This is a genomic window from Streptomyces sp. NPDC051684, assembly GCF_044453445.1.
GTDB lineage: Bacteria > Actinomycetota > Actinomycetes > Streptomycetales > Streptomycetaceae > Streptomyces.
In genome coordinates, this window is the sequence record NZ_JBITCS010000001.1 from 154942 (window position 1) to 174376 (window position 19435).

Here is a 19435-nt window from a genome sequence, read left to right on the forward strand (position 1 = left end):
GGCGCAGCCCGCGGTCGCGGCCACGGGGGTCCGGGGCGGAGCCCCGTGGTCGTGAGGGTCAGCCCAGCGCAATCAGGAACACGAGGAGCACGGCTCCTACGGCCGCCGGGGCGATGATTTCGTAGGCCCAGCGGGTCGTGACCTCGCCGCGTGAGCTCTCCGCCGCGGCGCGGGTGTCGTGGAGTTCGCGCAGTTCGTCCATGGCCTGGTCGCCGGGCGCGCGCGGCTCGGTCACCGGGAGGCCGCTGGCCCCCGTGGGCGTGCGGCCGCCCTTGGCCGCGCGCAGCTGCTGGCGCTGCGCCTTGCGTCGGCCGCGCAGCGACACCGGGATGGACCAGAGCTGGTACTTGGCGCCCGTCTCGACGAGGACCTCGTTCGAGTACCCGGACCTGAAGCCCGCGACCGCGCCCCACGGCAACGTGATGTCACGGAACGGGTTGCGCACGCGCAGCCGCTCCTCGTTCCCGAAGACGGCCGGCCGGATCGTGAACGCGACGACCAGCGGCACGACGAGCAGCAGCGCGGCAAGCACCGTCCACGGCGTCCGCCCGTCCCCGTTGACCACCGCGTCGCCGCCCAGCCAGGCGCCCATCAGGATCAGCGCGACACCGCCCGCGATACCGGCGGGAGACCGATAGATCCGGTCGGGCGCCTGCGGAGGTGTGGTCTGGCTGCTCGTCATGGCTCCGATTGTGCCCGACCCGTCAAGACCCGTATCCATCAGCCGACCGATCGAGCGGCTGGGCAGGATCAAGCCCCTGCGGCGTTTGAGCAGCGGGGCCCGGGGCGGAGCCCCGAGTCCGCAACCACGGCCCCCGCAACCGCACCGCGACCTGTACAGCCGCTACGCGCGTAGATATGCTCCCCTCGTGACCATGCCCAGTTCTGCACCCGCACCCGCTCTCAGCGACGTCACCGCGTCCGACGGCACGCTGCGCCGCTTCCTGCACGGGTTGCCCGGCGTCGACGCGGTCGGCCTGGAGGCGCGCGCCGCTTCGCTCGGGACCCGTTCCATCAAGACCACGGCGAAGGCGTACGCCATCGACCTGGCCATCTCGATGATCGACCTGACGACCCTGGAAGGCGCCGACACCCCGGGCAAGGTCCGGGCCCTCGGCGCGAAGGCGGTCAACCCGGACCCGACCGACCGCTCCGCGCCCCGCACGGCGGCCGTCTGCGTCTACCCCGACATGGTGGCCACCGCGAAGGCCGCCGTCGCCGGCACGGACGTGAAGGTCGCCTCCGTCGCGACCGCCTTCCCGGCCGGCCGCGCCGCCCTCGAGGTCAAGCTCGGGGACGTACGGGAGGCCGTGGCCGCGGGGGCCGACGAGATCGACATGGTCATCGATCGCGGCGCCTTCCTCTCGGGCGACTACATGAAGGTGTACGAGGAGATCCGCGCCGTGAAGGAGGCCTCCGGCGCCGCCCGCCTCAAGGTCATCTTCGAGACCGGCGAGCTCTCGACGTACGACAACATCCGGCGCGCGAGCTGGATCGGCATGCTGGCCGGGGCCGACTTCATCAAGACGTCGACGGGCAAGGTCGGCGTCAACGCCACCCCCGCCAACACCCTCCTCATGCTCGAAGCCGTCCGCGACTTCCGCGCCGCCACCGGGGTACAGGTCGGCGTGAAGCCCGCGGGCGGCATCCGCACCTCCAAGGACGCCGTCAAGTTCCTGGTCATCGTGAACGAGACCGCGGGCGAGGACTGGCTCGACAACCACTGGTTCCGCTTCGGCGCCTCCAGCCTCCTCAACGACCTGCTGATGCAGCGTCAGAAGCTGGCGACAGGCCGCTACTCCGGTCCCGACTACGTGACGGTGGACTGATCACCATGACCAAGGCATCTGTATTCGAGTACGCGCCCGCGCCCGAGTCGCGGTCCGTCGTCGACATCGCCCCCTCCTACGGGCTGTTCATCGACGGCGAGTTCACCGACGCCGCCGACGGCAAGGTCTTCAAGACCGTCTCCCCCGCCACCGAGGAGGTCCTCTCCGAGGTCGCGCAGGCCGGTGAGGCGGATGTCGAGCGTGCCGTGAAGGCGGCCCGCAAGGCGTTCGAGAAGTGGTCCGCGCTGCCCGGCGCCGAGCGCGGCAAGTACCTCTTCCGCATCGCCCGCATCATCCAGGAGCGCAGCCGCGAGCTCGCCGTCCTGGAGACGCTCGACAACGGCAAGCCGATCAAGGAGACCCGCGACGCCGACCTTCCCCTGGTCGCGGCGCACTTCTTCTACTACGCGGGCTGGGCGGACAAGCTCGACCACGCGGGCTTCGGCCCGAACCCCAGGGCGCTGGGCGTCGCGGGCCAGGTCATCCCGTGGAACTTCCCGCTCCTGATGCTGGCGTGGAAGATCGCCCCGGCGCTCGCCACCGGCAACACGGTGGTGCTGAAGCCCGCCGAGACGACCCCGCTGTCCGCCCTGTTCTTCGCGGACATCTGCCGCCAGGCGGGCCTGCCGAAGGGCGTCGTCAACATCCTTCCCGGATACGGGGATTCGGGCGCGGCGCTCGTCGCCCACCCCGACGTGAACAAGGTCGCCTTCACCGGCTCCACGGCCGTCGGCAAGGAGATCGCCCGCACCGTCGCCGGTACGGACAAGAAGCTGACGCTCGAACTCGGCGGCAAGGGCGCGAACATCGTCTTCGACGACGCCCCCATCGACCAGGCCGTCGAGGGCATCGTCACCGGCATCTTCTTCAACCAGGGCCAGGTCTGCTGCGCGGGCTCCCGCCTCCTCGTCCAGGAGTCGATCCAGGACGAGCTGCTCGACTCCCTCAAGCGGCGCCTGACCACCCTGCAGCTCGGCGATCCGCTCGACAAGAACACCGACATCGGCGCCATCAACTCCGCCGAGCAACTGGCCCGGATCACCGCGCTCACCGAGCAGGGCGAGGCCGAGGGCGCCGAGCGCTGGTCCGCGCCCTGCGAACTGCCCTCCTCCGGCTACTGGTTCGCGCCGACGCTCTTCACGAACGTCACGCAGGCGCACACCGTCGCCCGCGACGAGATCTTCGGCCCGGTCCTGTCCGTGCTCACGTTCCGCACGCCGGACGAGGCGGTCGCCAAGGCCAACAACTCGCAGTACGGCCTCTCGGCCGGCATCTGGACGGAGAAGGGCTCGCGCATCCTCGCGGTCGCGAACAAGCTGCGGGCCGGGGTCGTCTGGGCCAACACGTTCAACAAGTTCGACCCGACCTCGCCCTTCGGCGGCTACAAGGAGTCGGGCTTCGGCCGCGAGGGCGGCCGTCACGGTCTGGAGGCCTACCTCGATGTCTGAGCGTCTTTCGGTCTTCAAGACCTACAAGCTGTACGTCGGCGGGAAGTTCCCGCGTTCCGAGAGCGGCCGGGTGTACGAAGTGACCGATGGCAAGAGTGGCGACTGGCTGGCCAACGCCCCGCTGTCCTCCCGCAAGGACGCCCGTGACGCCGTGGTCGCCGCCCGCAAGGCCTTCGGCGGCTGGCAGGGCGCGACGGCGTACAACCGCGGGCAGGTGCTGTACCGCGTCGCCGAGATGCTGGAGGGGCGCCGCGAGCAGTTCGCGCGCGAGGTCGCCGAGGCGGAGGGCCTGAGCAGGTCGAAGGCGGCGGCCGTCGTGGACGCGGCGATCGACCGCTGGGTCTGGTACGCGGGCTGGACCGACAAGATCGGCCAGGTCGTCGGCGGGGCGAACCCGGTGGCGGGCCCGTACTTCAACCTGTCCACCCCCGAGCCGACGGGTGTCGTGGCGGTCCTGGCGCCCCAGGACTCGTCCTTCCTCGGCCTCGTCTCGGTGATCGCCCCGGTGATCGCGAGCGGCAACACCGCCGTCGTGATCACCAGCGAGACGTCCCCGCTCCCGGCGCTCTCCCTCGGCGAGGTGCTCGCGACCTCGGACGTGCCCGGCGGCGTCGTGAACATCCTGTCCGGGAAGGCTGCGGAGATCGCCCCTTCGCTCGCCGCGCACCAGGACGTGAACGGCATCGACCTGACGGGCGCCGACACCGATCTCGCGAAGCAGTTGGAGATCGCGGCCGCCGACAATCTGAAGCGCGTGCGCCGTCCACAGCCTGTGGAGGACTTCGCGGCGGACCCGGGCACGGACCGTCTGACGTACTTCCTGGAGACCAAGACGGTCTGGCACCCGACGGGTTCGCTGGGCGCGTCCGGCTCCGCGTACTAGACGGTCCCGACAGTGGCCCCGGCTCCTTCGCCGTCCAGGAGGAGCCGGGGCCACCGTCATGCCGGTCAGCCCGGCAGCACGCTCATCGCGGGGCCCACCACGGGCAGCTCCTCCAACGACGCCCCCGAGGCCACGGGCCCGGTGACCGAGGCGGTGCTGATCGGCACGAAGTCCGCGACCTGCGTGCCGATCGAGTTGTCCAGCGGGTCGACGCCCGTGCCGGCCAGCGGGTCGATCGGCAGCTTCTTCAGCGTGCCGAGGCCGTTCGACGTGGCCGAGTCGAGCGCCGTCGATACGCCGCCGACCGCCGCGTCGACGTTCTCGTCGCCGGTCTGCGTCTGCGGCAGCGGGATCGGCGCCGCGCTCGCGGAGACGGCCCCCGCGGCGACGACCGCGCCCGCCGCGGTCACGGTGAGTCCGAGACGCATCAAGGTGCGCCGCACGGAGGAAGTGGGTTGGTGGTCTGCGTGTCGTGCCATGGCGTTCCGCCCGAAACCTTTCGCCTGTGTAATCATGTGCGCACTCAGGGTAGTTGGCGTGGTGCGTGCCACAACGGCACCACGCGGGGAGGTGACAGGGTCGCCATGCCTCACACTGGTGTCTCGTGAGTTCGCATCCTCCGATACCGACGCGGGTCGTCCTGCTCTGTGGCCCCTCGGGCTCCGGCAAGTCGTCGTTCGCGGCCCGCTCCGGGCTGCCCGTCCTGTGCCTCGACGACTTCTACAAGGAGGCGGGGGACCCCACGCTGCCCCTGGTTCAGGGCACTTCGGACATCGACTGGGACTCTCCGCTGTCCTGGGACTCCGAGGTCGCGGTCGCCGCGATCGTGGCGCTGTGCGCGCAGGGCCGTACGAGCGTTCCCGTCTACGACATCTCCACCAGCTCGCGTGTGGGCGAGGAGACGCTGGACATCGAACGCACGCCGCTGTTCATCGCGGAGGGCATCTTCGCGGCGGACATCGTGGAACGCTGCCGGGAGTTGGGCGTGCTCGCCGACGCGCTGTGCCTGCGCGGCCGCCCGTCGACGACGTTCCGCCGCCGGCTGCTGCGCGACCTCAAGGAGGGCCGCAAGTCGGTGCCGTTCCTGCTGCGGCGCGGCTGGCGCCTGATGCGCACGGAGCGGTCCATCGTGGCCCGCCAGGCGGCACTCGGCGCGCACCCGTGCGGCAAGGAGGAGGCCCTGGGCCGCGTCGCCGCGGCCGCGGCGGGCCGCTGCGTGAAAGCGCGTTCCTGATCAAGCCCCTGCGGCGATTGAGCGGGCATTTCAAGCCCCTGCAGGGGGCACCTCCCAGCGGGAGCTGGGGGAGATTGAGCAGCGGGGTCCGGGGCAGAGCCCCGAGACCGCAACCACGGCGGGCCGGAACATACGGAACGGGACCGGAAAGACCCCCCGGCCTTCCGGTCCCGCCCACTCCCCCCTACTGCTCCCCCGTACTTCCCCCGTGCTGAACCCCGCTCCCCCGAACAGGGCCCCGTTCCCCCCAGCCTTCAGGCGACAAGCTCGCCGAAGGACTCCTCCTGGTCACGCCCGAAGCTCAGCACCTCGTCCTCGCGCAGCCGCCGCAGCGACCGCCAGATGCTGGACTTCACCGTGCCCACGCTGATGTCGAGGATCTCCGCGATCTCCGGGTCCGTACGGCCCTCGTAGTAACGAAGGACCAGCATGGTGCGCTGGAGTTCGGGCAGCCGGGTCAGCGCCTGCCACAGGACCGCGCGCAGTTCGGTGCCGCGCATCGCGTCCGTGTCGTTGGCCGTCTCCGGCAGCTCCTCGGTCGGGTACTCGTTCAGCTTGCGGCGGCGCCACGCGCTGATGTGCAGGTTCGTCATGGTGCGGCGGAGGTAGCCCCCGACCGCGGCCTTGTCACTGATCCGGTCCCAGGCCCGGTACGTCGAGAACAGCGCGCTCTGCAACAGGTCCTCGGCCTCGAACCGGTCTCCGGTCAGGTGGTAGGCGGTTGCGTACAGGGAGGCGCGGCGCTCCTGGACGTAAGCCGTGAACTCGGCCTCCGACAAGGATGTCCGGCGCTGCTCCCCCGAGTCCTCCCTGTACGCGGCTCCCCCGTGACCCCCCTCGGTCACCGTTTCCCGCGGGTCAACCACCGTCATGATCCCGGTGTGCTGACGCCCGGCGCCGCGAACGCACCCCCGCCCGGTCACAGCGCCGGACTTCTCGTGACGCTCGGAAACCACTCGGCCCATGTCGTGCAGACGCGTGACAACCGCGCTTGAGGTGGTGCTGTGCAGCGTGTTCATCTCGCGCCCCCCGTCGTGGAGTACCGAATACTTCTGCGTCGTCGTCGCGATGCTTCTTCGCGATGACCAAAAGCTTGCCGGGCCGAGTTCATGACGGTGTCCGTCGACTGTCACAGGCCTGTCACAGCGGCTCCCGTAATAGGGAGCGGACGTGGAGGAAGCGCCCCCGCCGGGCCCGTTCCGCGCCCCTTCCCCGCACCTGACGCGCACACTCGGTCGAACTGAAGGCCTCTGATGGGCCAGAATGGCGCTTGTGCCTTCCCTGTTGCTGATCGAGGACGACGACGCCATCCGTACGGCCCTGGAGCTGTCACTTACGCGCCAGGGCCACCGGGTCGCCACCGCTGCCACCGGAGAGGACGGTCTGAAGCTGCTGCGCGAACAGCGGCCCGATCTGATCGTCCTCGACGTCATGCTGCCCGGCATCGACGGTTTCGAGGTGTGCCGCCGCATCCGGCGCACGGACCAACTGCCGATCATTCTGCTGACCGCGCGCAGCGACGACATCGACGTCGTGGTGGGCCTCGAGTCCGGCGCCGACGACTATGTCGTGAAGCCGGTGCAGGGGCGCGTGCTCGACGCGCGGATCCGGGCGGTGCTGCGGCGCGGCGAGCGGGAGGCCAACGACGCGGCGACGTTCGGCTCGTTGGTGATCGACCGGGCCGCGATGACGGTGACGAAGAACGGCGAGGACCTGCAACTGACGCCGACCGAGCTGCGCTTGCTGCTCGAACTGAGCCGGCGGCCCGGACAGGCGCTGTCCCGGCAGCAGTTGCTGCGCCTGGTGTGGGAGCACGACTACCTCGGCGACTCGCGGCTCGTCGACGCGTGTGTGCAGCGGCTGCGCGCGAAGGTCGAGGACGTCCCGTCGTCGCCGACCCTGATCCGTACGGTGCGCGGGGTGGGCTACCGGCTGGACACGCCTCAGTGACCAAGCCGCACGACAAGCTCCGGGGCGCGGCCGCGGCCAAGAAGACCCTCCTCGCCGGCCTGCGCTTCACCAGCCTCCGGCTGCGCCTGGTCGTCGTGTTCGCGCTCGTGGCCCTGACGGCCGCGGTGTCCGCGTCGGGGATCGCGTACTGGCTCAATCGCGAGGCCGTGCTCACGCGCACCCAGGACTCGGCGCTCAGCGACTTCAAGCAGGAGATGCAGAACCGGGCGGCGGCGCTGCCCGAGGCGCCCACGCAGGGCGAGTTGCAGCACGCGGCGAACCTGATGGCGGGCAGCAGCCAGCACTTCAGCGTGCTGCTCCTGGCGAAGGACGAGAACGGCCGCCAGGTCGTGGGCAATTCGGACCTGGACGCCTTCACCGTCACCGACGTGCCGAAGTCGCTCCAGGACGCGGTCACCAAGAAGCAGCCGATCAACGGCGGCAACAAGCACGCGTACCACCTGTACTGGCAGCGGATCACCCAGGACGACACCCCGTACCTGGTCGGCGGCGCCACCGTGGACGACGGGCCGACCGGCTACATGCTCAAGTCCCTGGAGCCGGAGGCCAAGGACCTCAGCTCGCTCGCCTGGTCGCTCGGCATCGCGACCGCGCTCGCCCTCGTCGGCTCGGCGCTGCTCGCGCAGGCCGCCGCGACGACGGTCCTCAAGCCCGTGCACCGGCTCGGCGTCGCCGCGCGCCGCCTCGGCGAGGGCAAGCTCGACACCCGGCTGCGCGTGTCCGGCACGGACGAGCTGGCGGAGCTGTCCCGTACGTTCAACAAGACGGCGGAGAACCTGGAGAAGAAGGTCGCGGACATGAGTTCCCGCGACGAGTCCTCGCGTCGCTTCGTCGCCGACATGTCGCACGAGCTGCGTACGCCGCTGACCGCGATCACCGCGGTGACGGAGATCCTGGAGGAGGAGCTCGACGCCGAGACCGGCTCGGTCGACCCCATGATCGAACCGGCGGTACGTCTCGTGGTCAGCGAGACCCGGCGCCTGAACGACCTCGTGGAGAACCTCATGGAGGTCACCCGCTTCGACGCGGGCAGCGCCCGGCTCGTCCTCGACGACGTCGACCTCGCCGACCAGATCACCGCCTGCATCGACGCCCGCGCCTGGCTGGACGCCGTCGAACTCGACGCCGAGCGCGGCATCACGGCCCGCCTCGACCCGCGCCGCCTGGACGTGATCCTCGCGAACCTGATCGGCAACGCGCTCAAGCACGGCGGGTCCCCGGTGCGCGTCTCGGTGCGGGTGGCGGGCGACGACATCGTCATCGCCGTACGCGACCACGGTCCGGGCATCCCCGAGGACGTCCTGCCGCACGTCTTCGACCGCTTCTTCAAGGCGAGCGCCTCGCGGCCCCGCTCGGAGGGCAGCGGCCTCGGCCTGTCCATCGCCGTGGAGAACGCGCGGATCCACGGCGGCCGGATCGGCGCCGCCAACTCCCCCGAGGGCGGGGCCGTTTTCACGCTCCGCCTGCCGCGGGACGCGGGGCCCCTCGCGTCCGCCACGGAGGAGGACGCCAAGGAGGCGCGGGAAGGCGGTGCCGCCAAGTGACGCGACGCGTACGCCCCTTGGTCCTCGTCGGCCTCGCCGCGGTCCTGCTCGCGGGCTGCGGGATCCGTCCCACGGAGGTGCCGACCGACTTCGGCGCCGCTCCCACGCGCGTGGGCTGCTCCCTGTCGGGCTCGGACAAGGTGGGGGCGCAGGCCGGCGGCGAGTTCCCGGTGCAGGTCTATCTGGTCTGTACGTCGCAGCTGGTCACGGTCGACCGGACCATCACGCTGGAGCGCGGCCAGTCCTCCGACCGGGTCGTGGTGGCCCGGGAGCTGCTCGCGCAGCTGGAGTCGGCCCCCTCCGCCGAGGAGAAGTCGGCGGGCTACACGACGGACGTCCGCTCCGGCCTCAAGGTCTCGGGCCCCCGCGAGGGCGATCCCGCGGACGCGCTCCGCCTGAGCGCCCCGCCGGACGACCTGTCCCCCTACGCCCTGGCCCAGGTCATCTGCACGTTCGCGACCAGCGAGGTCACCGCGGAGGACGACGAGCACGTGATCCTCGGCGGCCCGGACGCCGATCCGCCCCGCGAGTACACCTGCTCTGAGGCCCTGAAGGCCCGCCCGGGCCTGATCCCGGCGCCGACGAAGACCGTGAACTGACGAACGCCCTGCGACCTCGGCGGAACCGATCCTCCCGCGCCCGGCGTCTAGGGGTGCGTGCAGCGCCATCGCTCGGGCGGCCACAGGGCCGCCGTCCGTTTCCGTGCGGCAGGGATCGTCCTGCTCGCCGCGCATCTCCTCTTCGTCGCGTGGTTCACGCTGCGCCCCCTGGACGTTCCCTGGGTCAGCGCCGCGAACCTGCACCCGCTCGCCGGGATCCGCTCCGACCTCGCGCTCGGCTGGCGCGAGGCCACGGTGCGGCTCGGTGAGGGCCTGGCGCTGCTGGCCCCGCTCGGCGTGCTCCTGCCCGTCGCGGGCGGCCGCCTGCAGGTGTCGTTGTGGGGTTCGCTTGTGCGCACGGTCGCCGTGGCGGCGCTGATCTCGCTCGGCATCGAACTGCTGCAGACCGGAGTGCCCGGGCAGGTCGTGGACGTCGACTCGCTGTTCCTGAACACCGTGGGTGTCGCGCTCGCCCACCTCCTCGTGGTGCCCGTCCTGCGCTCCCGGCTCCGCCGCAGGGCCGACGGTGAGCCCCTCCCCCCGCAGGAGCCCGCTCAGGGTCCGACCCCGACGATTCCCAGGGTCGGCATCGCCCCGTGAGCTGACGCTTTGCCCGGCCGATCGCCGTACCTTCGAAGACGTAAGCACCACACACCGAAGACCTACGGTTCGCGAAGGAGCCCACCATGACCGCCCTTGCCCGCCCCACCAACGGACGGATGATCGGCGGAGTGTGCGCAGCGCTGGCACGGCGCTTCGGCACCTCCGCGGCCACGATGCGAGTGATCTTCCTGGTCTCCTGTCTGCTGCCGGGCCCGCAGTTCCTGCTCTACATCGCGCTGTGGATCCTGTTCCCGAGTGAGAACAAGGTGCGCCAGGCCTGGTGACGCCGCACCACAGCCGTACGCGCCGAAGGGGCGCGCCCGCGTGATCGCGGGTGCGCCCCTTCGGCGTGTGTGCGGTGGGCCGGGTCAGCTGAGCCCGCCGACCGGCAGGCCGCCGAGCAGCCCGGAGACGGCGTCGCCACCGTCGGTGGGCAGGGCCGACTTGGTGGCCTGGTCGACGACCGGGCCGGCGGTGTGCAGGCCGTTGTTGACCGCGGTCTGGGCGCCACCCAGCGCCTCGGCGCCGGGCAGCGTCGACGCCACGTCCTGGACCGGGAGGGCGGAGGTCACGGATCCGACGGCGTCGGTGGCGTCGGGGGCGGCCGGGGCAGCGTTCGCGGCACCGGCGCCGGCGGCGGCGAAAGCGGCTCCGAGAGCGGCGACACCGAGGGTCTTTGCAGCAGACTGCTTCATTGTGAAATGCGTCCTCTTGAACGATGACGGGGGAATGAGCGGTCCACGACCGTAAACATTCCTTCGCTGCGCCTGCAAACAGCGAACCGCCGGAAAAAGCGGCCGGGAACACGTGTTCCCGGCCGCTTCAACGTCCCCCCGGAAAGCCCTATTCGGCGACAGAACCGCTGGTGGAAGTGGTCTGGCGGAACAGCCATTCGGATTTCAGCTCGGCGTATCCGGGCTTGATGACGTCATTGATCATCGCCAGTCGTTCATCGAAAGGAATGAATGCTGACTTCATCGCATTGACAGAAAACCACTGCATGTCGTCGAGCGTGTAACCGAACGCGTCGACCAGGTGCTCGAACTCGCGGCTCATCGACGTACCGGACATCAGCCGGTTGTCGGTGTTGACCGTGGCCCTGAAGTGCAGCTTTCGCAGCAGCCCGATGGGGTGCTCGCCATAGGAACTCGCGGCACCGGTCTGCAGGTTCGACGAGGGGCACATCTCCAGCGGGATCCGCTTGTCGCGCACGTACGAGGCGAGGCGGCCGAGCTGCACGCCGCCGTCCGCCTCCACCTTGATGTCGTCGATGATGCGCACCCCGTGCCCGAGCCGGTCCGCGCCGCACCACTGGAGGGCCTGCCAGATCGACGGAAGGCCGAAGGCCTCGCCCGCGTGGATCGTGAAGTGGTTGTTCTCCCGCTTGAGGTACTCGAAGGCGTCGAGGTGGCGGGTGGGAGGGAAGCCGGCCTCGGCGCCCGCGATGTCGAAGCCGACGACACCCAGGTCCCGGTAGCGGTTGGCGAGTTCGGCGATCTCCAGCGCGCGGGCCGCGTGTCGCATCGCGGTGAGCAGGGCGCCGACCCGGATGCGGTGGCCGTTCCCCTTCGCGCGCCGCTCGCCCTCCCTGAAGCCGTCGTTGACCGCCTCGACGACCTCTTCGAGGGTGAGCCCCTGTTCCAGGTGCTGCTCGGGGGCGTAGCGGATCTCGGCGTAGACGACGCCGTCCTCGGCGAGGTCCTCGGCGCACTCGGCGGCGACCCGGAACAGCGCCTCGCGCGTCTGCATGACGGCGCAGGTGTGGCTGAACGTCTCCAAGTACCGCTCCAGGGACCCGGAGTCGGCCGCTTCGCGGAACCAGACGCCGAGCTTGTCGGGGTCGGTCTCCGGCAGGTTCTCGTACCCCTGCTCGCGCGCCAGGTCGACGATCGTGCCGGGCCTCAGGCCGCCGTCGAGGTGGTCGTGCAGGAGCACCTTGGGCGCGCGGCGGATCTGCTCGGCGGTCGGCACCCGGGGGCTGTTGGGGTTCGCGGTGATCGGGCTCGTCATTTCCGCACTCTAACTCCTACGCGCGTAGATCGCTGCGGTTCGTTGTCCGTTCGTTGCGGAACGCGACGAGAGTGGCAAGGGAGGGCGAAGAACGGCCGGGCATGATCCGTCGATACGCAACAGTGACCCGACCACCGGCGTCGTGCGGTCGGCTTCTGACACTGTGCTGTCATGCAGCAGCGAGCGACGCAGGGCCGCGAGGCGCGGCTTGCCAAGGCGGCCGGGCCGGTGCCGGGGGCGGTGGGCGGCGTGGTGCTGCTGCTCCCCGCGGGCGAGGAGACGTCGACCCGCAGACCCTCGCCCATGGACCGGGCGGCGCTGCGCCCGCTCGCGCGCCGCCTCACGCGCGCGGGGCGCGACGCGGGCCTGGTCGCCCATGTCGTGCAGTACCGGTGCCGCGGCTGGAACGAGACGCAGGCCGAACTCGCGCGCGATGCCCGGTGGGCCGCCGACGAGGTCGTGCGCCGCTACGGGGACGTACCGATCTGCCTCGCCGGCATCGACATGGGCGGCCGTGCGGCGCTGCACGCGGCCGGGCACGAAGCCGTCAACTCCGTGCTGGCGCTCGCCCCTTGGCTGCCGGAGGACGATGTGGCGGCGCCGCTCGAACCGGTCAGGCAGCTCGCGGGCCGCCGGGTCCTCATCGTGCACGGCACGGACGACCGGCGCACGGACCCGGAGTTGTCCTTCCGGCTCGCGGGCCGTGCGAAGAAGACGAACCGCGACGTGTGCCGCTTCGAAGTGCACTCGGACGGGCACGGGTTGGCGCAGCATCGGTACGAAGTCGGCTCGCTGGCCGTGGACTTCGCGCTCGGCACGCTGTTCGGGCGGCCGTTTTCCCGGCCGCTTCAGGATGCGCTTGCGGCGCCGCCGCCCTTGGGGTTGCGGATGCCGTTGGCCGCCGGCTTCGGGCGGACGCTCTAGTGTGGCGCCGGATGCAGGTGTGGCGCCGGGCCGGGGTTGCGGTCGCGGGGCTCTGCCCCGGGCCCCGCTGCTCAATCTCCCCCAGCTACCGCTGGGAGGTGCCCCCTGCAGGGGCTTTAAATGTGCTCCGGAAGGAGCTTCCCCCGGCGCGACAGCAGGAATTTTTTGAAGGCTGCCACCGGGGGCGTGTCCGGGTGGCCGTCCAGCCAGGCGACGCCGATCTCGCGCACCGCCCGCTGGCCCGTCACCGCGAGCTCCACGACTCCCGGGCGCGGCACGGTCGGCGGCGGCAGGAGCGCGACCCCGAGTCCCGCCGCGACGAAGCCGCGCAGCGTCTCGGTCTCCTCGCCCTCGAACGCGACCCGCGGCCTGAACCCGGCCTCGGCGCACAGGTCGTCGAAGATGCGACGCATCCCGTAGCCGGGTTCGAGCGTGACGAAGGTTTCCTCGGCCGCCTCCTCCAGGCGGATGCGCTTACGGGCCGCGAGGCGATGGTCATCGGGGACGACCAGACGCAGCCGCTGCTCGTCGAGGCGGCGCGCGACGAGCCCCGGCTCGTCGGGCACGGGCGAGGTGAGGCACAGGTCGAGCTCGCCCGCGCGCAGCCGCTCCAGCATCGCCTCCCCGTAGTTCTGCACGAGGCTGAAGCGGATGCGCGGGTAGTCCGCGCGGAAAGCCCGGATGAGGGCGGGCACCGTCTCCGTCCCCATGGTGTGGAGGAAGCCGAAGGCGACCTTGCCGGACTCGGGGTCGGCGTCGGCGCGCACCGACTCGGCGGCCCGCTCGATCTCGCCGAGCGCGCGCTCCACCGAGCCGAGGAACGTACGGCCCGCCGGGGTTAGCGACACCGTGCGGCCGATCCGGGCGAACAGGTCGACGCCCAGGTCGCGCTCGAGGCGGACCATCGCGCGGGAGAGCGTGGACTGCGGCACGTTCATCTCCTGCGCCGCACGCGTGACGTGCTCGGTGCGGGCGACCCCGGCGAAGTGGGCGAGCCGCGGGGCGAGGAGCGTGACGATGTCTTCCGTGTCACTCAACGGCGGCACGTACCGCCCGGACCTCTGCTCATGCTGCATGGGAACGATTATGGCGTCTTCATGCATTGGACGCATGAACGCAGGTGAGCCTACGTTCGTGGGCATGTCACCTGCCAGTAGCCAGGCGGCCGCCCCCACCGACGCGGTCGCCGACACCCTGCCCCTCTCCGACACCCGGATGACACCCGGCGGCCCCGGCTACCGCCGCATGAGCTTCGCCCTGTTCCTCGCCGGAGTCGCCACCTTCGCGCTCCTCTACTCGACGCAGGCCCTGCTCCCCCTCATCTCCGACGACTACGGCGCGAGCGCGAGCGCGGCGGCCTGGACGGTCTCCGCGTCGACCTTCGCGCTCGCCGTGTGCGTGCTGCCGCTGAGCGCGCTGTCCGAGCGGTTCGGGCGGCGCACGGTGATGACCGCATCGCTGACGGTGGCGGTCGCGGTGGGGCTCCTGGTCCCCTTCGCGCCCTCGCTCGGCGCGCTGATCACGCTGCGCGCGCTGCAGGGCGCCGCGCTCGCGGGGCTGCCCGCCTCCGCGATGGCGTACCTCGCGGAGGAGGTACGGCCGAAGGCACTGGTCGCGGCCATCGGACTGTTCGTCGCCGGCAACTCCATCGGCGGCATGAGCGGCCGGATCATCGGCGGCTGGCTCGCGCAGGCCTGGGGCTGGCGGGTGGCCGTCGGGGTGATCGGCGTGATCGCGGTGGCGTGCGCCGTCGCGTTCCGGATGCTGCTGCCGACGCCGCGCAACTTCACGCCGGGCTCGCTGCGCCCGCGCGCCCTCGCCGCCACGGTGGGCAGCCACCTCGCGAACCCGCTGCTGCGCCGCCTGTACCTGATCGGCGCGCTGTTCATGATGGTGTTCGGCGGGGTCTACACGGTGATCGGCTACCGGCTGTCCGCGGCGCCCTTCTCGCTCCCGCAGGGTGTCGTCGGCTCGATCTTCATCGTCTACCTGGTGGGCACGGTGTCGTCGGCCGCCGCGGGCCGGCTCGTCACGCGGCTGGGGCGGCGGGGCACGCTCTACCTGGCGGCGGGCACGACGATGGCGGGGCTGCTGCTCGCCCTGGTGCCGAACATCGTCGCCGTGCTGCTCGGCCTCGTGCTGATCACCGCGGGCTTCTTCGCGGGCCACGCGACGGCCTCGTCGTCCGTGAGCCACACCGCCACGCACGGGCGGGCGCAGGCCTCCGCGCTCTACCAGACCATGTACTACGTGGGGTCCAGCGTCGGCTCGGCCGTCGGCGCCGTCGCCTTCCACGTGGCGGGCTGGCCGGGGACGGTGGGCCTCGGTTTCCTCGCGGTGCTCGGCGTCGTGGCGATCACGGTGTGGGGCACGTACGCGGCCCGCTCCACGCGGCACCGCACGGGCGGCGGCCCGATCGCGGCGCACTGACACCCCTCGTGGCCGCCCGCACACGCGTGGCGACCTCGACAACTGCCTCCGGCGTTTCCACAACGGCCTTCCGACCTGGGCTTTTCCCCGGTCGGGGGGCCGTTGTCAGTGGGCTGCGGTAGCTTTCGTCGTGCTGGAACTCACAGCGGCGATGGGGGCGTCAACCATGGTTGGGGGCAGGGGCGATGAGTGACACCGCGACACAGGCCGGGCTCGACGACCTGGAGAAACACCGGGTCGAGCTGACCGGGTACTGCTATCGGATGCTGGGCTCGGCATTCGAGGCCGAGGACGCCGTGCAGGACACGATGGTGCGGGCCTGGCGCAGCTTCGACAAGTTCGAGGGCCGCTCGTCCTTGCGCTCCTGGCTGTACCGCATCGCGACGAACGTGTGCCTGGACTCGCTGAACGCGGGGAACAAGCGGGCTCGCCCGATGGACCTGACGGCGGCGGCGCCGCTCGCCCAGGTCGCGCTCAACCCCCGTCCCGACAATGTGTGGCTGGAGCCGATTCCGGACGCCCGCGTGCTGCCGGCGGTGCACGATCCGGCGGAGGCCGCCGTGGCGCGGGAGTCGGTGCGGCTCGCGTTCGTCGCCGCGCTGCAGCAGCTGCCGCCGAAGCAGCGGGCGGTGCTGATCCTGCGCGAGGTCCTGGCGTGGAAGGCGCAGGAGGTCGCGGACCTGCTGGACACGTCGGTGGCGTCGGTGAACAGCGCGCTGCAGCGGGCGCGGGCGACGCTGGCGGATGCCCCGCCCGCCGACTCCGCGACGGCGAATCCGCTCGACGAGGAGCAGCAGAAGCTCCTGGAGCGCTACATCGCGGCGTTCGAGGGCTACGACATGAAGGCGCTCACGGAGCTGCTCGCCGAGGACGCCATCATGACGATGCCGCCGTTCGACCTGTGGCTGCGCGGGCCCGAGGACATCACGGGCTTCATGACCACGATCGGCGCGTCCTGCGCGGGTTCGCGGCTGCTGCCGGTGGTGTCGAACGGGACGCCGGCGTTCGCCCACTACAAGCCGGATCCGGACAAGGGGGGCTTCGCGCCCTGGGCGATCCAGGTCATCGAGTTCTCAGCGGGGCGGATCGCGGGGTATCACTGCTTCCTCGACACGCAGCGCTGGTTCCCGCTGTTCGGCGTCCCGGACCATCTCGACGCCTGACTCGTCGGCGGCGGCCGCGCCCAGCACCTCGGCCATCCCCGCGAGTTCGAGGAGCACGGCGAGGCCGGCGGGCGGGTCGCGGAGCACCATCCGGGACCCGGCGCGGCGGGCGGCGAGCTGCATCCGGGCGAGCGCGTCGAGGGTCGTCAGATCGGCGGTGGTCACGCCGGAGACGTCGCAGGTCACGGCCGGGGCGCCGGGCAGGGCGGCGCACAGGCGTGCGCACAGTCCGGGCGCGTCGCCGGAGCGGATGGGCCCGTCGAGCACCACGACGGGCGAGGACTCGGGAGGGAGCGAGGAATCGGCCACGTACGAATGACCGTGCGGCCGTGCGGAATTCATCGGTCCCGTCGGCATGCGGGAGCGTGGTCTGGATCACGTTGATTCGGATAGTGGATCAACGTTGACCGGCGATCCGCTCGCGGCGGAGTCTTGACGTGTGCAGGGGGTACTCAACGGTTTCGCGGTCATCGCGATCGTCATCGCGGTCGGCTACGTCATCGGGCGGCGCGGCCACTTGGGCGCGGAGGGCCGCGAGGTCCTCACGAAGTTGACGTTCCATGTGGCGACGCCCGCGCTGCTGTTCACGATGCTGGCCAAGGCCGACCTGGCGGTGATCCTCTCGCCGAGCCTGCTCGTCACCGCACTCTCCACGGCGGCGATGGCCGGGCTGTTCATCGCGGTGGGCGCCGTACGCGGGTGGGGCGCGGGCCGGTCCACGATCGGGGCGCTGTGCTCCAGCTACGTGAACTCCGGGAATCTGGGCATCCCGATCGCCGTGTACGTCCTCGGGGACGCCTCGCTCGTCGCCCCGGTGCTGCTCTTCCAGCAGCTCGTGGTGACGCCCGTGGCGCTGACGGTGCTCGATCTGACGGGGGCGGCGGCGAGCGCCGCGGAGCGGCTCTCGTGGGGGCAGCGGCTGCTGACGCCGTTCCGGAATCCGATCGCGATCGGCTCGCTGTGCGGGGTGCTGGTGTCGGCGACGGGCTGGACGGTGCCGTCGCCGGTCTTCGATCCGCTGGAGCTGATCGCGAACATGTCGGTCCCCGCGATCCTCATCGCGTTCGGGATCTCGCTGTGCGGGAGTTCCTGGCCGGGTGGGCGGGGGGCGGACCGGATGCCGGTGCTGTTGTCGACCGTGTTGAAGGCGGTGGGGCAGCCCGTGGTGGCGTGGGCGTTGGCGTCGTTCGTCTTCGGGCTGCACGGGGCGCGGCTGCTTGATGTCGTGGTGACCTCGGCGCTTCCCGCGGCGCAGAACATCTTCACGTATGCGAGTCATTACCGGGTGGGTGAGCGGTTGGCGCGGGAGTCGATTCTGTTGTCGACGATGGGGTCGGTGCCGGTGCTTGTGGTGGTTGCGGCGTTGTTGGGGTGACCAGGACGTTGACGTGGGCCGTCGCCCCGGGCCACGCTGCTCAATCGCCGCAGAGGCTTGATGTGCGGCGGCGTGAACCGGCCCTCGCGCCGCGTCAGGTGATTCGTTCGAGGACGACCGGGCGGGACGTGAAGTCGGTTCCCGCGGGGGCGATGTCGTACGTGTTGTTCAGGGCCTCGAGTGCGTATGGGAAGCGGTCGGGGGTGTCCGTGTGCAGGGTCATCAGGACCTGGCCGGCGAAGACGGAGTCGCCCGGCTTGGCGTGGAGTTCGACGCCCGCCGCCGCCTGCACCGGGTCCTCCTTGCGAGAGCGGCCCGCGCCGAGGCGCCAGGCGGCGAGGCCCACGCCCATCGCGTCGAGGCGGGTGAGGACGCCGGACTCGGGCGCCGTCACCACGTGCGTCTCGCGGGCCGTCGGCAGCGCCGCGTCCGGTTCGCCGCCCTGCGCCGCGATCATCCGCCGCCACGCGTCCATCGCCCGGCCGTCGGCGAGCGCCTTCGCCGGGTCGGCGTCCTTCAGGCCCGCCGCGTCGAGCATCTCGCGGGCGAGGGCGAGGGTGAGTTCCACCACGTCGGCGGGGCCGCCGCCCGCCAACACCTCGACGGATTCCCGGACTTCGAGCGCGTTGCCCGCGGTCAGGCCGAGCGGGGTGTTCATGTCCGTGAGCAGGGCGACCGTCGGCAGGCCGTGGTCCGTGCCGAGGCCGACCATCGTGCGGGCGAGTTCGCGCGCCGCGTCCAGCTCCTTCATGAAGGCGCCCGAGCCGACCTTGACGTCGAGGACCAGTGAGCCCGTGCCCTCGGCGATCTTCTTCGACATGATCGAGGAGGCGATGAGCGGGATGCACTCCACGGTGGCCGTGACGTCGCGCAGCGCGTAGAGCTTCTTGTCGGCGGGGGCGAGGCCGCTGCCCGGCGCGCAGACGACCGCGCCGACGTCTTCGAGCGTGCGCATCATCTCGTCGTTGGTGATGTTCGCGCGCCAGCCGGGGATCGCCTCCAGCTTGTCGAGCGTGCCTCCTGTGTGGCCGAGACCGCGGCCCGACAGCTGCGGCACGGCCGCGCCGCACGCCGCGACGAGGGGCGCGAGCGGCAGCGTGATCTTGTCGCCGACGCCGCCGGTGGAGTGCTTGTCGGCGGTGGGGCGCGGCAGCACCGAGAAGTCCATCCGCTCACCGGAGTTGATCATCGCGGCGGTCCACCGGGCGATCTCCGCGCGATCCATCCCGTTCAGGAAGATCGCCATGGCGAGCGCGGACATCTGCTCGTCGGCGACCTCGCCGCGCGTGTACGCGTCGACGACCCAGTCGATCTGCGCGTCGGAGAGCGGCCCGCGGTCTCGCTTCGTGCGGATGACGGAGATGACGTCCATGGCAAATCCTCCAACGGTTCAGCACAGCGTGACGCGCCCGCCACGCTCCA

21 protein-coding genes are annotated in these 19435 nt (G+C 71.2%); 13 read left to right on the plus strand and 8 right to left on the minus strand.

Annotation, left to right across the window (positions count from 1 at the left end; genetic code table 11):
- Positions 1 to 58: 58 nt before the first annotated feature.
- Positions 59 to 682: a PH domain-containing protein gene (locus tag ACIA8D_RS00735; RefSeq protein ID WP_399227752.1), complete on the minus strand. Its 624-nt coding sequence runs from the start codon at positions 680 to 682 to the stop codon at positions 59 to 61.
- 193 nt (positions 683 to 875) lie between these two features.
- On the opposite strand from ACIA8D_RS00735, the gene deoC reads away from it, so the two are divergent.
- Genes deoC through ACIA8D_RS00750 form a run of 3 tightly spaced genes read left to right on the plus strand, consistent with a single transcriptional unit; the run spans position 876 to position 4160 of the window.
- The gene (gene deoC, locus ACIA8D_RS00740; protein ID WP_399227753.1) at positions 876 to 1829 is read left to right on the plus strand and encodes a deoxyribose-phosphate aldolase; all 954 of its coding nucleotides are present in this window, start codon (positions 876 to 878) and stop codon (positions 1827 to 1829) included.
- 5 nt (positions 1830 to 1834) lie between these two features.
- Positions 1835 to 3277: an aldehyde dehydrogenase family protein gene (locus ACIA8D_RS00745; protein ID WP_399227754.1), complete on the plus strand. Its 1443-nt coding sequence runs from the start codon at positions 1835 to 1837 to the stop codon at positions 3275 to 3277.
- Positions 3270 to 4160, plus strand: coding sequence for an aldehyde dehydrogenase family protein (locus tag ACIA8D_RS00750; protein WP_399227755.1), 891 nt, complete (start codon positions 3270 to 3272; stop codon positions 4158 to 4160). The genes ACIA8D_RS00745 and ACIA8D_RS00750 overlap by 8 nt, the downstream gene beginning before the upstream one ends.
- A gap of 65 nt (positions 4161 to 4225) precedes the next feature.
- Here the strand turns inward: ACIA8D_RS00750 and ACIA8D_RS00755 are convergent, their stop codons facing one another.
- Positions 4226 to 4639, minus strand: coding sequence for a hypothetical protein (locus ACIA8D_RS00755; protein ID WP_399227756.1), 414 nt, complete (start codon positions 4637 to 4639; stop codon positions 4226 to 4228).
- Between the two features lie 125 nt (positions 4640 to 4764).
- Here ACIA8D_RS00755 and ACIA8D_RS00760 point away from each other — a divergent pair, with 125 nt between their 5' ends.
- Positions 4765 to 5394, plus strand: coding sequence for a uridine kinase (locus ACIA8D_RS00760; protein ID WP_399227757.1), 630 nt, complete (start codon positions 4765 to 4767; stop codon positions 5392 to 5394).
- Positions 5395 to 5648: 254 nt separating this feature from the next.
- On the opposite strand, the gene ACIA8D_RS00765 is transcribed toward ACIA8D_RS00760, so the two are convergent.
- Positions 5649 to 6413, minus strand: a complete 765-nt coding sequence (locus tag ACIA8D_RS00765; RefSeq protein ID WP_399227758.1) for a SigE family RNA polymerase sigma factor — start codon at positions 6411 to 6413, stop codon at positions 5649 to 5651.
- A 253-nt stretch (positions 6414 to 6666) separates the two neighbouring features.
- Between ACIA8D_RS00765 and afsQ1 the strand changes: the two genes are divergently transcribed.
- From afsQ1 to ACIA8D_RS00790, 5 genes are all read left to right on the plus strand, one after another.
- Positions 6667 to 7344, plus strand: a complete 678-nt coding sequence (gene afsQ1, locus ACIA8D_RS00770) for a two-component system response regulator AfsQ1 (protein WP_013001223.1) — start codon at positions 6667 to 6669, stop codon at positions 7342 to 7344.
- Positions 7341 to 8909, plus strand: a complete 1569-nt coding sequence (locus tag ACIA8D_RS00775) for an ATP-binding protein (protein WP_399227759.1) — start codon at positions 7341 to 7343, stop codon at positions 8907 to 8909. The genes afsQ1 and ACIA8D_RS00775 overlap by 4 nt, the downstream gene beginning before the upstream one ends.
- A complete protein-coding gene (locus ACIA8D_RS00780; protein WP_399227760.1) occupies positions 8906 to 9508 on the plus strand; it encodes a hypothetical protein in 603 nt (200 codons plus the stop codon). Before ACIA8D_RS00775 ends, ACIA8D_RS00780 begins: the two co-directional genes overlap by 4 nt.
- Before the next feature lie 57 nt (positions 9509 to 9565).
- Positions 9566 to 10108 (plus strand): VanZ family protein, encoded by a 543-nt coding sequence (locus ACIA8D_RS00785; RefSeq protein ID WP_399227761.1) that lies wholly within the window; start codon positions 9566 to 9568, stop codon positions 10106 to 10108.
- Positions 10109 to 10194: 86 nt separating this feature from the next.
- Complete coding sequence (locus ACIA8D_RS00790; protein ID WP_399227762.1) at positions 10195 to 10395, plus strand: PspC domain-containing protein; 201 nt, start codon at positions 10195 to 10197, stop codon at positions 10393 to 10395.
- Positions 10396 to 10479: 84 nt separating this feature from the next.
- Here the strand turns inward: ACIA8D_RS00790 and ACIA8D_RS00795 are convergent, their stop codons facing one another.
- Together ACIA8D_RS00795 and ACIA8D_RS00800 are read right to left on the minus strand one after the other, a co-directional pair.
- A complete protein-coding gene (locus tag ACIA8D_RS00795; protein WP_399227763.1) occupies positions 10480 to 10806 on the minus strand; it encodes an ATP-binding protein in 327 nt (108 codons plus the stop codon).
- Between the two features lie 148 nt (positions 10807 to 10954).
- Positions 10955 to 12121, minus strand: a complete 1167-nt coding sequence (locus ACIA8D_RS00800) for an adenosine deaminase (protein WP_399227764.1) — start codon at positions 12119 to 12121, stop codon at positions 10955 to 10957.
- A gap of 171 nt (positions 12122 to 12292) precedes the next feature.
- Here ACIA8D_RS00800 and ACIA8D_RS00805 point away from each other — a divergent pair, with 171 nt between their 5' ends.
- Positions 12293 to 13045 (plus strand): alpha/beta hydrolase, encoded by a 753-nt coding sequence (locus ACIA8D_RS00805; RefSeq protein WP_399227765.1) that lies wholly within the window; start codon positions 12293 to 12295, stop codon positions 13043 to 13045.
- Positions 13046 to 13161: 116 nt separating this feature from the next.
- Here the strand turns inward: ACIA8D_RS00805 and ACIA8D_RS00810 are convergent, their stop codons facing one another.
- Complete coding sequence (locus tag ACIA8D_RS00810; protein ID WP_399227766.1) at positions 13162 to 14121, minus strand: LysR family transcriptional regulator; 960 nt, start codon at positions 14119 to 14121, stop codon at positions 13162 to 13164.
- A 64-nt stretch (positions 14122 to 14185) separates the two neighbouring features.
- Between ACIA8D_RS00810 and ACIA8D_RS00815 the strand changes: the two genes are divergently transcribed.
- Both ACIA8D_RS00815 and ACIA8D_RS00820 read left to right on the plus strand, forming a co-directional pair.
- On the plus strand, positions 14186 to 15475 hold the full coding sequence (locus tag ACIA8D_RS00815) for an MFS transporter (RefSeq protein ID WP_399227767.1): 1290 nt from the start codon (positions 14186 to 14188) through the stop codon (positions 15473 to 15475).
- Positions 15476 to 15660: 185 nt separating this feature from the next.
- A complete protein-coding gene (locus tag ACIA8D_RS00820; RefSeq protein WP_399227768.1) occupies positions 15661 to 16638 on the plus strand; it encodes a sigma-70 family RNA polymerase sigma factor in 978 nt (325 codons plus the stop codon).
- On the opposite strand, the gene ACIA8D_RS00825 is transcribed toward ACIA8D_RS00820, so the two are convergent.
- The gene (locus ACIA8D_RS00825; RefSeq protein WP_399227769.1) at positions 16549 to 16947 is read right to left on the minus strand and encodes a lipid asymmetry maintenance protein MlaB; all 399 of its coding nucleotides are present in this window, start codon (positions 16945 to 16947) and stop codon (positions 16549 to 16551) included. The genes ACIA8D_RS00820 and ACIA8D_RS00825 overlap by 90 nt on opposite strands.
- A 130-nt stretch (positions 16948 to 17077) precedes the next feature.
- Between ACIA8D_RS00825 and ACIA8D_RS00830 the strand changes: the two genes are divergently transcribed.
- Positions 17078 to 18013: an AEC family transporter gene (locus ACIA8D_RS00830; protein ID WP_399227770.1), complete on the plus strand. Its 936-nt coding sequence runs from the start codon at positions 17078 to 17080 to the stop codon at positions 18011 to 18013.
- Between the two features lie 94 nt (positions 18014 to 18107).
- Here the strand turns inward: ACIA8D_RS00830 and ACIA8D_RS00835 are convergent, their stop codons facing one another.
- Positions 18108 to 19385 carry a thymidine phosphorylase gene (locus ACIA8D_RS00835; RefSeq protein ID WP_399227771.1) on the minus strand — a complete coding sequence of 426 codons (1278 nt, stop codon included), beginning with the start codon at positions 19383 to 19385 and terminating at the stop codon, positions 18108 to 18110.
- Between the last annotated feature and the right edge of the window lie 50 nt (positions 19386 to 19435).